At 35.8% G+C, this 15,059-nt stretch carries 11 protein-coding genes; 5 read left to right on the forward strand and 6 right to left on the reverse strand.

The annotated features are described in order from the left end of the window. Positions 1-56: 56 nt before the first annotated feature. The 6 genes from BOQ64_RS13035 to BOQ64_RS13060 form a co-directional block, all read right to left on the reverse strand. The gene (locus BOQ64_RS13035) at positions 57-1,688 is read right to left on the reverse strand and encodes a M1 family metallopeptidase (RefSeq protein ID WP_129057278.1); all 1,632 of its coding nucleotides are present in this window, start codon (positions 1,686-1,688) and stop codon (positions 57-59) included. A gap of 146 nt (positions 1,689-1,834) precedes the next feature. Next, positions 1,835-4,780 (reverse strand): reprolysin-like metallopeptidase, encoded by a 2,946-nt coding sequence (locus tag BOQ64_RS13040; RefSeq protein WP_129057279.1) that lies wholly within the window; start codon positions 4,778-4,780, stop codon positions 1,835-1,837. 248 nt (positions 4,781-5,028) lie between these two features. Next, entirely contained in the window at positions 5,029-5,856 is an 828-nt protein-coding gene (gene tatC, locus BOQ64_RS13045) for a twin-arginine translocase subunit TatC (protein ID WP_129059730.1), read from the reverse strand. Positions 5,857-6,062: 206 nt separating this feature from the next. Beyond that, positions 6,063-6,749: a type 1 glutamine amidotransferase domain-containing protein gene (locus BOQ64_RS13050; protein ID WP_129057280.1), complete on the reverse strand. Its 687-nt coding sequence runs from the start codon at positions 6,747-6,749 to the stop codon at positions 6,063-6,065. A gap of 100 nt (positions 6,750-6,849) precedes the next feature. Then, positions 6,850-7,413: a Crp/Fnr family transcriptional regulator gene (locus BOQ64_RS13055; RefSeq protein WP_129057281.1), complete on the reverse strand. Its 564-nt coding sequence runs from the start codon at positions 7,411-7,413 to the stop codon at positions 6,850-6,852. A gap of 15 nt (positions 7,414-7,428) precedes the next feature. Then, complete coding sequence (locus tag BOQ64_RS13060; RefSeq protein ID WP_129057282.1) at positions 7,429-8,388, reverse strand: SIS domain-containing protein; 960 nt, start codon at positions 8,386-8,388, stop codon at positions 7,429-7,431. A gap of 158 nt (positions 8,389-8,546) precedes the next feature. Here BOQ64_RS13060 and recQ point away from each other — a divergent pair, with 158 nt between their 5' ends. From recQ to lpdA, 5 genes are all read left to right on the forward strand, one after another. After that, positions 8,547-10,751: a DNA helicase RecQ gene (gene recQ, locus BOQ64_RS13065; protein ID WP_129057283.1), complete on the forward strand. Its 2,205-nt coding sequence runs from the start codon at positions 8,547-8,549 to the stop codon at positions 10,749-10,751. A gap of 441 nt (positions 10,752-11,192) precedes the next feature. Further along, positions 11,193-12,275: a glycosyltransferase gene (locus tag BOQ64_RS13070; protein ID WP_129057284.1), complete on the forward strand. Its 1,083-nt coding sequence runs from the start codon at positions 11,193-11,195 to the stop codon at positions 12,273-12,275. A gap of 18 nt (positions 12,276-12,293) precedes the next feature. Further along, positions 12,294-12,686, forward strand: a complete 393-nt coding sequence (locus BOQ64_RS13075) for a cupin domain-containing protein (RefSeq protein WP_129057285.1) — start codon at positions 12,294-12,296, stop codon at positions 12,684-12,686. Between the two features lie 83 nt (positions 12,687-12,769). Then, positions 12,770-13,117 carry a hypothetical protein gene (locus BOQ64_RS13080; protein WP_129057286.1) on the forward strand — a complete coding sequence of 116 codons (348 nt, stop codon included), beginning with the start codon at positions 12,770-12,772 and terminating at the stop codon, positions 13,115-13,117. 127 nt (positions 13,118-13,244) lie between these two features. Further along, positions 13,245-14,648 (forward strand): dihydrolipoyl dehydrogenase, encoded by a 1,404-nt coding sequence (gene lpdA, locus BOQ64_RS13085; RefSeq protein WP_045497739.1) that lies wholly within the window; start codon positions 13,245-13,247, stop codon positions 14,646-14,648. Positions 14,649-15,059 lie beyond the last annotated feature (411 nt).

The raw sequence follows: 15,059 nt of genomic DNA on the forward strand, positions 1-15,059 counted from the left end.
TTCTAAATAAAAAATAAAAAGGCAAACTTGCTGATCTGCAAATTTGCCTTTCTTTATTACTGAACACTCAGATAATTAATATAATAGTTTTTGTTCAATTCAACAGGAGTGCTCTTTTTAAGCTTTACCGTCTGCCATTCTTCAGTTGGGTTAATCGTCTGATCTCCATTGATGATGATTGGAAGCTTCAGGTTTTTCACCACATTGGTATATCTGAATTTCAGAGTGTCCCCATTTTGAGTATATTCAAGATTAGGAATCTTAATAGTTCTCAGATACTGATCAAACACCGTAGAGAAGTCAATACCTGCTTTTGATGAAATATAATCTTCAATCTGCTTTGTAGTCACAGTCTGATGATAGAACTCTTTGCCCAATCCTCTCAAAATCTGTCTGAATTTTTCATCATTATTGATAACCTGTCTTATCGTATGAATCATGTTGGCTCCTTTTGGATACATATCTCCACTGCCTTCATTTCTTACTCCGTATTTTCCAATAATAGGAATATCATTGTCAATACTTCCTCTAAGGCCTACCAGATAAATGTCAGCGGACTTTTTATCAAGATAGTTTTCTGTAAAAAGAACTTCTGAATACATGGTGAAACTCTCATGAATCCACATATCTGCCCCATCTTTAGCCGTGATATTGTTGGCAAACCATTCGTGGCCACTTTCGTGAATGATGATATAATCCCATTTTAAACCAACTCCTGTTCCTGAAAGGTCTCTTCCACGGTAACCGTTTTGATAGCCATTTCCATAAGCAACGTTACTTTGGTGCTCCATCCCCAGATAAGGAGAATCTACCAGTTTATAGGAATCCTCATAGAAAGGGTAAGGCCCGAACCAATGTTCAAAAGCAGAAAGCATAGGTTTTACCTGCTCAAACTGTTTCTTTGCTTTTTCCAGGTTATAGTCAAGTACCCAGTAATCAAGATCCAGTTTTCCTTTTTCTCCATCAAAAGTATCTTTAAAATTTACATACTTACCAATGTTAGGGATGATGGAGTAATCATTGATAGGGTTTTTCACTTCCCAGGTATAAGCAGTTTTGTTTCCGCTGGTCTTTTTATCAATTAACCTTCCGTTTCCAACTCCTACAAGATCATTGGGAGTAATAATTTTCATAACGATTCCGTTGTCGGGTTCATCACTCCAGATATCTTTAGTAGGAAGCCAGATTGAAGACCCGATTCCCTGAACAGCAGGGCTCATCCAAGGGTTTCCGTTTTTATCCTGAGTGAAAACCCATCCGCCATCCCAGGGAGCATTCTTTGCAATCAGAGGGTTTCCGGAGTAATCAATATCAATAGTATATTTTTCGCCTTTTTTGAACTTTTTCTTTGTTGTGATGAATATAAAATCTCCATCCTGTTTAGAACTGGCAATAGGAAAACTTGCTGTAATTTTTCCCGCTTTCATTGGCTGTTGAAGATCAATCTGAAATACAGGATTGTTGACATCCTTTATAATCTCAAGACTAATTCTGTTTGTTCCTTTGATGCTTTTCTGTTCAAAATCAGGTTCTACAGAAAAATTATATTTTTTAACATCCCAAAAATCTCTGAATGGAGTATTGGAACCTTTCAATGTATCTTGTTTAGTATAAACTTTATCTTTTTCAAAAAGTTGCCCAAAAGCAAGCCCAGAAATCAGTAAAAGTGTGTATGACAGCTTTTTCATTTAAAATTAAATTAATAATCTTTCCAAAAGTATAAAATTAAATTAACAGCGGGATAAAGTTGGTATGAAAATACTGACGAAATTATTATTAAATGTATAAAAAAGCCCGGCATTGGCCGGGCTCTGATATAAAAAGGTGCGAACTTTTATTTTTTAATAAATTTCAGGTTTGAAGTAGTTCCCTTATCTTCAATTGAAATAATATAAGCTCCGGTGCTCAGCCTTGAAACAGAAATCTTGTTATCAGAAATCTGTCCGCTCATTACTTTCTGTCCTGCCATATTCGTGATTGAGAATTGTGCCTTAGAAGAAATCTGGGTTACATTCAATATATCACTTACTGGGTTAGGGAAGATCTGGATAGACGCTTTGTCTTTTATAACATCTCTTGTAGAAAGCTGTTGTTGGATAAGTACAGGATAATCTTCTATTTCACCATATTCCTGGCTGTTACAACCGTCTAGTGGCTGGTTCTCATAGGCCAGGGCAACTCTCATGATGAGATTTTTTCCTGTGACAGCATCCATAGGAACAGAGAAAGTTCCTGAAACAGGAGTTATCTTGTTAGGAAGGCTGGTGAAAATCATTTCAGAGTCAGAGAAAATACCATCTCTGTTAAAATCAATCCAGGCAGATACTCCATCGTTATATTTTATAGCAGTAGCCCATTGTTTGCTTACACTTATTGCATTGCCTGAACTTCCAGGAGTAAGGGTGATTAATTTTGTAGGGTCGTTTGTGAAATCGGAATAAGGAGTAGCAGCAGTAGTATTGGAAACAGCAGCCATTCCTGTTGGAGTTACAGTAACGTTAGAGATATACTCATCAGAAGAATTTGTTCCGGTTACTTCACAAAGGGAATAAGCCAGTGTATTGAAGTTATTTGGGGTAGAATAACTTCCTGTTCCAGATCCACAAATACTGGCCACCTGAATTTCATATGCTGTAGCTTCATCCAATCCAGACAGGTAATAGGAATTGGTAGCTACAGGGACAGTTGTCCATGTAGGCGTTCCTGTTTTTCTATACATGAAGGAATATGTTGCATCTTGCTGTGCAGTCCAGTTTACACTTACTGTTGATTTTGTGATTCCGGAAACTGTAATTCCTGTTGGTGCAGCTGATGTACATGCATTTGCTGATGCAGATACCGTAGCAGATCCTATAGCATAAAATACATTGTCAATGGCACTTACTCTGATTTTTAGATTGGCACCTGTAGCAAGTGAAGAAAATGAAAAAGGTTCAGATCCGTCGTTAGGAGTAGAGGCAGCTATCACATTCCATGTTACTCCATTGTTTGTTGTGTAGTCTATTTTAACGTTCTGTACATTATACGGGGCATTATTTGTATTTACTACATCCCAGGTAATGGCTCCAGGAGTATTGTTATAAACGGTGGAAGAAGTTAATTTAAAAGGTCCGTCGTTCATTACATTGAGCTTAATCAATGAACTTTGTGTCTGTTGTTGATTAATGGCAGGATTATTATCTCTTGCGGTTACCTTGAAGTTCATGGTTCTGGGAACATTAGATACAGTTTCCCAACCAGGAATATCAACAAGAGTACCGTTAAGAACAGTTGTTAATGCCGGAAAATAACGGGTAGGGGAAGTGGTGGGCTTCAGAGATCTGAAGTTAGCCCCATTATTATGAGTATCACTTACCGGTCCAAAAGTAACTGAGGCAAGATCATATTGTTCCCATGTGTAGGTCATTGGATCATTTTCAGCATCAGTTGCTGAGGCAGTTAATACGAAGGCTGTTCCTTTCGGAATGGCTTTGTTAACAAATGGCTGTATTGTTGGGGGAGTATTGTTAACAGTAGTAATAGTTCCACAAGTCTGAGAACCTGTATAATCCTGTACTTCTTCAATGTTTTTAGTATGGAAATAGGCATCAGAATGCAATTGAACATCAGCGTCGGTAATTCCTGCATATCCCATAATGGTAGAGCCGGAACCAGGTTCCATATGAGCTCCGTGAAGTGCAATTGACATGGTATGTGCTCCACCAAACTGATGTCCTATTTCGTGAGCTACAAAGTCAATGTCAAAATTATCCCCGAAAGGTTGGTTAGGAACACTGGGAGAAGTAATCCCTGCTCCCTTTGAAGTAGCGTCCGTACTACTGGCAGGATTTCGACATACATTTCCAACATCACCAGCACTTCCGCCGCCACCTTTATGTCCGAAAAGATGTCCGATATCATAGGCCTCATTGCCTACTCCCTGAGTATTGGTAAGAGTTTGTTGAAGCTGAAGATTCCAGGCGGCAGGAGCTCCGTTGGTTACAGTACTATAGGGATCTGTATTAGGATCTATAAATATTAATTGAGGAAGATCCTGAACAATCAGGTGAATGCCGAAATCTTTTTCAAATACTCCATTTACCCTGTTTATCGTAGCATTTATACGGGCAACAGCCTGTGGAACGCCACCTGCAAGCTGAGTATATTCACCTGTTACAGACATGGCAAGCCTGTAGGTTCGGTATTTTTGATTATTGCTCTTATTAATAGATCCTGTACCATTTAAACTGTTTTTAGTTTTTATGAGCTGCTTCATTTCCTTTTTTGACTTTGCAGATTCAGATGTTTTGCATTCAAAAGGATTCTCATGTGATTTGTCAGTCTTAAAGAATACTCCGTAGATCGTTTTTTCTTTATTCACAGGCTCTATAAATTCATATTTTCCTGTTGTAGCATCAAATAACATAGACTGGAAATCATCAGGAGCGGTACTGAATCTAATCTGTTTATTAGGATCATCTACTCCCACTCCGGAATAAGATCCCAACTGGTATCTCTCCGCCATTGCTTTAGCAACTGTAGGAGAGCTGTATACCGCAAATTTTTCAATTTTACCACTAGTGGTTGGTAAGGAAATAACGATTGGGCTACCGCCTGTTCCTACTTCCGGAGCATTTTTTAAAGTTTCTCTCAGAGATGCAAGATCAAATGTGTAAGCATGCTCAATTTTTACTTCTTTCCTTATAGGACTAACTTTTTCCGTTACAGGTAACCAGCGTTGTGCCTGTAAACCTGTTAAGCTTAAAGCCAAAGCGCAAACAAGAATAATTTTCTTTTTCATATAATTTTTAATGTAATTTAACTGATGTGTTTAAAATTAATAAAATTATCGAATTATTTTTGACTTTATAACATTAAAATCTAATTTTATTTAAATTATTATTTTTTTTCAGTTGATGGTTTCGTGAAATAATTTGCAGAAAAGGTTAAGCCATGAAAAAGTAAGTTTAGATCTGAAGAGCATAAAATAAGACCGATCTACAATGGTAAATCGGTCTTATTTAAAGTTTTTTAATATCGTTTTTCTGATTATTTCTGTACAGCAGGAAGGTTGCCATTGCTGTTCTGTACTCTTTTATAAGTGAAGGTACACATCATAATACTGAATTCATATAAAATTAGTAATGGGAAAGCTGCCATCAGCATACTTAAAACATCAGCCGGAGTAATAATGGCTGCAACCACCATGATTAATACAATCGCATGACGACGGTAGGTCTTCATAAATACAGGTGTAAGAATTCCGATACTGGTAAGGAAGTAGATCAGAATAGGGAACAGGAAAATAACTCCCATACCTAAAACTACCTGTAAAAATAATGTAGTATAATCACTCAGGTCATAAAGAGGAACAATAATATCCGAAATTTTAAAGATGACTCCAAAATTAACCGCAAAAGGAAGAATTAAAAAGTATCCGCATAATACACCGGTCATAAAAAGCATCCATACTGCATTAATGATATAGATGGAATTCTTTTTTTCTCTTGGGTGTAAAGCCGGGCTTATAAATCGCCACAATTCCCAAACAATATAAGGAAATGCTGCAACCATTCCACCGAAAACGGAAACCGCCATCATTACATTGAACTGTTGATATAGTCTTTGTACACGTACCGGGAAATCCTTTGGAAGATGAATACTGTCTTCCCCCAGAATCATTCTTGAAAAATGATTAACGATTTTGAAAGTTGGGAAATCATTTCTGGTAGGTCCAAAAAAGATATGGTCCATAATCCAGTTGATATTGAAACCAACCACAAAGGCTGCAACGATGATAGCAATAATCGAACGGACCAAATGCCCTCTTAATTCTCCAATATGCCCAAGAAAGGACATGTCTTTGTTATTGTCCATATAATAGAATCTGTCAAAATGCCAACCGGAAAAGGCAAGCAGTTTAAGTCTGCGAAATTATGAAATAATAATCAGTATTTAGAATTTATTAGTCATGAATTTGTTCAGGTTAATATTACAGAGCATTGACTCATTTTTAAAGATGCTTTTAAAAGTAAAAAAGACAGCCTTTTGAGCTGCCTGTTGCATTTATATCTGGGGATGTGTTATTTTTCCAGAATTTCCAGTACTTTTTCTGCTACAGCAGCTCCAGACTGTGGATTTTGTCCTGTTACCAGATTTCCGTCTGCTACAGCAAAAGGAACAAAATCCTGATCAGCTTTTACATATTGGGCTCCTCTGTCTTTCAATACATCTTCTGTAAGATAAGGCATGTGATCCGCCAGTTCTGCAGCAATTTCTTCTGAATTTGAAAAACCTGTTACTGTCTTGCCCTGAATTAAAAGTTCCCCGTTGGAAAGTTTAATATTAAAAAGACCTACGGCTCCATGACATACAGACGATACAATCCCACCATCTTCATATATAGTACGGGCTATTTCCTGTAATTCTGTATTATCAGGAAAATCCCAGACTACACCATGCCCACCTGCATAGTAAATAACATTATAGTCTTTAGGATTGATATCGCTTGGTGTTAATGTATTCCCTAATTTATTTCTGAATGTTTCATCTGCATAATATTTCCAGTCTACAGGCTGTACAAACATTTGCAGAGAAATAGGATCAAGCGGAGTATAGCCACCTTTAGGACTTACAAAATCTATTTCATAGCCCTTCTCTTCCAATTTCTCATAGAAATGTACTGCTTCCCCCAGCCAAAGACCTGTTGCTCTTTCCATATCAGGATATTTTTCCACACTTGTCACTACGATTAATGCTTTCTTTTTCATTGGTATTGTTGTTAAAATTATAATACAAAGATTGGCATTTTTGCAGAATGGTTATAAGGATATACCTCAAAAAAAAGATGTGACACAGGTCACATCTTTATTATAAATATAATCGGCTTAATGTTTCTCTTGAAACTCCCAGGTAGCTTGCAATAAGCTGCTTGGGAATATGGTCTGTAAAACCAGGATACTGTTTTATAAAATCTTCATAGCGTTCCTTCGCAGATTTGCTCATTAATGAAAGAATCCTCTGCTGTAAGGCTACATACCCGAAATTAGACTTTAATCTGAAAAAATGTTCCATTGCCGGAACTTTTGAACAGAGAGCATTTAATTCTTCATAAGATATAGCATACACTTCTGTGTCTTCAATACAGTCAACAGCCAACGATGATACTTCCTGCTTAAAAAAGCCTGCAAAATCTGAAATCCACCAGTTGGAAGCGGCAAACTGAAGAATATGTTCTTTTCCGGTATTATCTACGAAACTGCTTTTAAGAATGCCCTTTTCTATCAGGAAAATTTCATGTACAGGCTGGTGTTCCTGAATCAGAAACTGTCTTTTCCGGAATCTTTTTTTAACAAAAAAGCTTTGGATGATTTCAAAGTCATCATCCGAAACGGTAACAATCTCCTCAATATGTTCTTTTAGAAAATGACTCATCTTAACCGTTAAGAATTAATTGATTCCTTCGTCCAGCAATGTATGCAGATCTATGATCCCGAAATATTTTCCGTTTTCAGTAACTACAAGCTGACCGATATTATTGTCTTTTAAAATTTTCATAGCTTCTTTGGCAAGCAAGTCCTTTTCAATAGTCCTTGGATTAGCAGACATAATGTCTTTTGCCATAACCTTAGTAATGTCTTCCTCTTTCATCAGCATTCTTCTTAAATCTCCATCGGTAATAACTCCAATGATCTGGTCGTTATTGGTAACAACAGTAATTCCATGGCTTGATGCACTGATGGAAATAATAACATCTCTTATAGGTGCATCTTCTGAAACCTGAGGCTTTTGTGAAGAAAGGAATTGCTCAACTTTGGATGTCAGATTTTTACCAAGACTTCCACCAGGATGGAACTTTGCAAAATCATTCGCTTTGAAATCATTCAATTCCATTAAAGCTACAGCAAGAGCGTCTCCCAATGCCATTTGAATTGTGGTAGAACTTGTAGGAGCCAGTTTATTAGGGCAAGCCTCTACATCAACGTGAGTATCCAGAATAATTTCTGAAAATTCAGCCAGTTTACTGCTTTTGTTTCCTGTCATTCCTATTAATGCTGAAGAATAATCCTTTAAATAAGGAACAAGATTAGCTATTTCAGGAGAATTTCCGGAATTGGAAATACAAAGTACCACATCCTGTTTCTGAATTACACCAAGATCACCATGAATAGCCTCTGAAGCATGTAAAAATTGAGACGGAGTTCCCGTAGAGTTCAGGGTAGCAACAATTTTATTGCCGACGTGAGCAGATTTCCCAATTCCTACCACAATTAATTTCCCTTTAGCAGCATGAATAATCTCTACTGCCTGCGCAAATTGGTCGTCAATTCTGTTTTTTAATTTTTCTAATTCTGAAATTTCAATTTCTAAAGTGCTTTTAGCAATTGATATTATGTTGGTTCTATCCATTTTATGATAATAAGGTATACAAAAAAGTTTTCAAAAAACGTTATATTTTAAAAACAATATTTAATATAAATTTTATTTTTTATAAATTCGTTCGCTTTTATTTTAAGCAGAATTTTTATAACTTTGGGTTAGATGCAAATTTAGCAATAGAAAATTAGATGAGCGCAAAAAAAGCCAATTTATCAGGCGAATTGAAAAAGTATTTTGGGTTTTCTACATTTAAGGGACAACAGGAACAGATTATAGAAAACCTATTGAATGGGAAGGATATATTTGTATTGATGCCTACAGGTGGTGGTAAATCATTATGTTATCAGCTTCCGGCACTTATTTCGGAGGGAACGGCAATTGTTGTTTCACCTTTAATAGCGTTAATGAAGAATCAGGTGGATGCCGTAAACGGGCTGTCATCTGATGACGGGGTAGCGCATGTATTGAATTCATCATTAAACAAGACACAGACGAAACAGGTTTTTGACGATATTAAAAGCGGGAAAACCAAGCTTTTGTATGTAGCTCCTGAATCATTAATTAAAGATGATTATCTGGACTTTTTAAAAGAAGTTAAGATTTCTTTCTTTGCTATTGATGAGGCACACTGTATTTCAGAGTGGGGACATGATTTCAGACCGGAATACAGGAATCTTAAACAGATTATTGATAAAATCGCCAGTGTACCGGTGATTGCCCTTACGGCTACCGCTACGCCGAAAGTACAGGATGATATTCAGAAAACACTGGGGATGACCAATGCTTTGGTCTTTAAAGAAAGTTTCAACCGTCCGAACCTATATTATGAGGTAACTCCTAAAATTAATATAGATAAGGAAATTGTTAAATTTATCAATCAGCATAAAGGGAAATCAGGGATTGTTTACTGCCTGAGCAGAAGAAAAGTGGAAGAATTTGCCCAGCTTTTGCAGGTTAACGGAATTAATGCCCTTCCTTATCATGCGGGTCTTGATCAGAAAGTGAGAGTTGCCAATCAGGATAAATTCCTGATGGAAGAAGTAGACGTAATTGTAGCAACCATTGCTTTCGGAATGGGAATTGACAAACCGGATGTACGTTTTGTGATTCATTACGATTTTCCAAAATCTCTTGAAAGCTATTATCAGGAAACAGGAAGAGCGGGAAGAGACGGTGGCGAAGGTCATTGTTTGGCTTTCTATGATCCTAAAGATATTGAGAAGCTGGAAAAATTTCTGGCTCAGAAACCAGTGTCTGAAAGAGAAATCGGGCTGCAACTTTTAAATGAAGTAGTAGGTTATGCTGAAACTTCAATGAGCAGAAGACAGTATATTCTTTACTATTTTGGAGAAAGTTTTGATCCTGTGAAAGGAGATGGGGCAAATATGTGTGATAACTCATTCAACCCACCAAAATTGAAAGATGCTACTGCTGATTTGACGAAGGTTCTTAAATTAATTAATGATACAGGGGAGAAGTTTAAGGCAAAAGACCTTATTTCTGTTATTGTAGGAAAAGAAACTGCTGTTACCAAGTCTTATAAACTTGAACAGAACCCTCATTTCGGTTTTGGAAAAGAAGAAAAAGACAATTATTGGAAGACTATTCTGAGACAGGCTACTGTTCAAAATTTCTTACAGAAGGATATTGAAACCTATGGTGTTTTAAAGATTGCAGAAAAAGGAAGAAAAGTAGTAGGAGGTAAATCCAAAGAAGTTTTCCTAATTGCTGAAGATAGAGAATTCGATCTTACACAAGCTAAGGCAGATAGCGATCAGTTACAGCAACAAGCTGGAGGAGGTTTAGACCAAAAACTGTTTAACCTGTTAAAGGACTTAAGAAAGAAAGTAGCCAAAAAACACGGAATACCACCATACACGGTGTTTATGGATCCGAGTTTAGAGGATATGACGGTACAATATCCGATAACGGTAGATGAAATCAATAAGATTTATGGAGTAGGAGAAGGAAAAGCCAAGAAATATGGTAAAGAGTTCGCTGATTATATCAAAACCTATGTTGAGGACAATAATATAGAACGTACCCAGGATATGGTCTTGAAACAAGTGGCCAACAAATCCAGTCACAAAGTTTTCATTATCCAAAGTACGGATAAAAAGATTGATCTTGAAGATATTGCAAGAGCCAAGAACCTTTCTATGGATGAACTTCTGAAAGAAATGGAAAGAATTGTTTATCAGGGAACAAAACTGAATATAGATTATTATATTGAAGATAATTTTGATGAAGATATCGTAGACGGCTTCATGGAATTCATGAACGAGTCTGAAAGTGACAGCATGAAAATTTTGCTGGACGAATTTGGAGATGAACTGTCTGATGAAGAAGTAAGAATGCTGAGAATTAAATTCATCAGTGACGTTGCCAACTAATTAACAATATTAAACAATAAATAAAAAGAAGTTTTTCCACTTGGATGAACTTCTTTTTTATGGAAATATTTGAAATAAATATATAGCGTAATTTTTTCACCATTAAGGATTCATAAAGATTTTAAAGGTATTAAGAATAGCTTTGCTTTAAAATGATTTATGGAAAATAAAAGAAGACACATGATATCATTATTCGTGAATTCATGGCCATTAATTATAAGCCTATTTTAGCTGTATACAATTTTATCGGAGATAAAATCCTTGCGCCTTAAAAACAACAGCATATCAAAAAAGCTTTGCGTCTTTGCGATTTATAAACTTTAATATTCAGATTGCTTCACAGTGCTGATAATGGCTGTTGGGTGCTAGTTTTTTAGAAATAGAAAATCTTCAATACTCCAATATTTGAAAGATAATGAAACTTTTTAGTAACTTTAACTGATGAAAAAAATATCTGTCATATTTATTCTGCCGGACTTAGAAACCGGGGGAGCAGAAAGAATAGTTACCACTATAGCAAATCATCTTTCCAGGGATCGTTTTGAGCCTAAGATTTTGCTGTTACGTAAACAGGGCGGATATCTTGATTTTCTTAAAAATGATGTTGAAATCATCGATATTAATACTGAAAGAATCAGGCATTCTTTGAAACCTATTTTAGGAGAAATCTACAGAAGAAGACCTGATATCGTATTTTCAGGTTTTGGAGAAGTAAATGCCTATTTATCATTATTCATCAAACTTTTTCCGAGAACAAAATTTATTGCCAGAGAAACCAACGTGGTTACACAGCATGTTACGAGAAAAGAGATCAAATTTTTCTATAATTTTTACAATAACTATCAGAAAATCATTGCGCAGAGTGATGATATGATGAAGGACCTTGTTGATAATTTTAATATTAAAAAGAAAAAAATTGTCAAGATCAATAATCCTGTTGATTTTGATTTTATTGATGAAAAACTGAGAACATCCTTAAAGCCTGAAGGGTTTAAATACAACTATAAGAACGTTGTAGCAATTGGTAACTTATCAGCGAGGAAAGGTTTTGATAACTTATTGAGAGTGTTTTCCAGACTTAAAAGTGAAAACATAATGCTCCATATTCTAGGGGATGGAAAGGATAGAGATGTTCTGCTTCAGATGAAAGAATTTTTAGGATTAAAAAATGTTATTTTTCATGGCCGACAGGAAAATCCCTACCAGTTTTTAAAGTATTCAGATTTGTTTATCCTTTCTTCAAGATATGAAGGCTTTCCTAATGTACTTCTGGAAGCCGGAGCTTGCGGAACTTATTCATTAGCCAATAATTGTCCGGGGGGAATTAATGAAATCATCCAACATAATGTGAATGGTGAAATTGCCAATATTGAAGATTATGATGGCTTTGCACAGAAGGTAATTAACGTTATGCATCAGGACAATAATCGTGATGCCATAAGAAACTCTATCAAATCCAGATTTTCAAAAAATATTATTCTGGATAAGTATGAAAAAGTATTATTGGATTTAATCTATAAATAATCAACATCACAATAGGTTATGATGAAAACAATCTCATTTATTGCTTTCATGCTGATTTCTACAACAGTAATGGCCCAAAAAAGCCAGATAGCCAGAAAAGAATTACTGAAAGCTTCAATGAATCAAAAAGTTACTAATACTGAGGTTCAGGAAATAACTATGGCAGGAGGACAGGCTGCTCCCAAACATTTGCATCCATGTCCTGTGGTAGGAATCATAAAATCCGGAGAGGCTGTTTTTCAGATAGAAGGACAGGAAAGTATAATACTGCGTGAAGGAGAGGCTTTCTATGAGCCTAAAAATGTGAATATTCTTCATTTTGATAATGCTTCAAAAGAAAAGCCATTAATTTTTACAGCAATTTATTTGAAAAAAGGGCAGGAGGAAAATATAAAGTTCCTGAATAAATAGTTAGGAGCGATGTTAGCAGGTATTTATATGGTATCTCAATTTTATTGGTTTTTTAGTATTTTTGCGCTTCAAAAAAGGAGACAATGAAAACGATTCCCAAGATAGGGTGCGCTTGTGAAAAACCTGATCACAATTATACTGAATACAGAAGTTCAGAATTAGGTATAGATCATACCAACGGTAGACATGGAGAAGTAACCATTCAGCAGTGTAAGTTATGCCAGAGAATATGGATACATTATTTTGTTGAATATGAACATTATTCAAAATCAGGAAGATGGTACAAAGGAATTGTTTCCAAAAAAGACCGCTTACAGATTACTCCGGAAAATGCAGTGGAGTATCTGGAAAGTATTGAATGGTATGTTTATGGAGGTTCGTTTTTTGAAAGCACAGGAACTATTGGTAATGGTAGGTTACAGCTAGATTGATAACCGCGTTAAGGTATTTAAAATTTTTTGATCTCAAAATTGATAAAACTCACTTTGGTGCTTAGTAATTTATATGTAAATTTGTGAGACTTAAGATAGATAATAATAAACAAATTCATAAAATAACATGAGTCAATTCGATGTTACCGTAATAGGTTCTGGTCCTGGTGGTTATGTAGCAGCAATCCGTGCAGCACAGTTAGGTTTCAAAACAGCAATTATTGAAAAATATTCAACTTTAGGCGGAACTTGTCTTAACGTTGGATGTATTCCGTCAAAAGCGCTTCTTGACAGCTCTGAGCATTTCGAAAATGCAAAACACAATTTTGCAGGTCACGGAATTATCATTAACGAGCCACAAGTAGATATTGCAAGAATCATTGAGCGTAAAAATGAAGTTGTAGATCAAACAACTAAAGGGATTAACTTTTTGATGGACAAAAACAAAATCACTGTTTTTGAAGGATTAGGAAGCTTTGAATCCGCTACTCAGATTAAAATTACGAAAAACGACGGTTCTTCTGAAACGATCGAATCTAAATATACAATTATCGCAACTGGTTCTAAGCCGTCTTCACTTCCTTTTATCTCTTTGGATAAAGAAAGAGTGATTACTTCTACTGAAGCATTAAACCTTAAAGAGGTTCCTAAGCATTTAGTAGTAATTGGTGGTGGTGTAATTGGTCTTGAATTAGGATCTGTATACCTAAGATTAGGAGCTCAGGTAACTGTAGTTGAGTTCATGGATAAAATCATCCCTGGAATGGATGGAGCTTTAAGTAAAGAATTAACTAAAGTTCTTAAAAAACAAGGAATGAAGTTTATGCTTTCTACAGCAGTTTCTGCAGTGGAAAGAAACGGAGATACTGTAAAAATTACAGCTAAAGATAAAAAAGGAGAAGAAGTAGTAGTAGAAGGAGATTACTGTTTAGTTTCTGTAGGTAGAAAGCCTTATACAGATGGCCTTGGTCTTGAGAAAGCTGGAGTAGAGCTTGACGAAAGAGGAAGAGTAAAAACAAACGATCACTTACAGACAAACGTTGCAAACATTTATGCAATCGGTGATGTAATCAAAGGTGCTATGCTTGCTCACAAAGCTGAAGAAGAAGGAGTACTTGTTGCTGAAATATTAGCAGGTCAGAAGCCCCACATCAATTATAACTTAATTCCTGGTGTTGTTTACACTTGGCCGGAAGTTGCAGGAGTAGGTAAGACTGAAGAGCAATTAAAAGAAGAAGGAGTAGCTTACAAAGTAGGATCTTTCCCAATGAGAGCATTAGGAAGAAGCCGTGCAAGTGGTGATACTGATGGTCTTGTGAAGATTATTGCTGACGAAAAAACTGATGAGATCTTAGGTATGCACATCATTGGAGCAAGAGCTGCTGACCTTATTGCTGAAGGAGTAATTGCTATGGAATTCCGTGCAAGTGCTGAAGATATCGCAAGAAGTTCTCACGCTCACCCAACTTATGCAGAAGCAATTAAAGAAGCTGCATTAGATGCTACAGCAAAAAGATCTATTCACATGTAATATTTGATTAAAATTTAATCATTTAAATAGTAAAAGAGGGGCGGTCTGCTCCTCTTTTTTTTGTATTACAAAGTTAGAATCGGCTAATGTTTGGGCATTGTGAGCAAAACGAAGCAATTCCAGTTTTGTAAGTATGTTGGAAATCGCAAAGGCGCAAAGTTTTTTTGGTATGCTACTGTTTTTAAAGCGCAAGGATTTTATCTCCGATAAAATTGTATACTGCTAAAACATGCTTTCAATGGGTATGAATTCACGAATAATCTTATAAAATGAAAATAGGATATTGTAATAGAAAAATGACCTTTTCTTGCTGAGAATCTTCGATTCTCTTGCGCCTTAAAAACAGCATATTATTTAAATTCCTTGCGCCTTAGTGTTTTTCCAACAATTTTAATTCATTAAATATTTAAG

Source organism: Chryseobacterium sp. CH25, assembly GCF_004119455.1.
Taxonomy (GTDB): domain Bacteria; phylum Bacteroidota; class Bacteroidia; order Flavobacteriales; family Weeksellaceae; genus Chryseobacterium.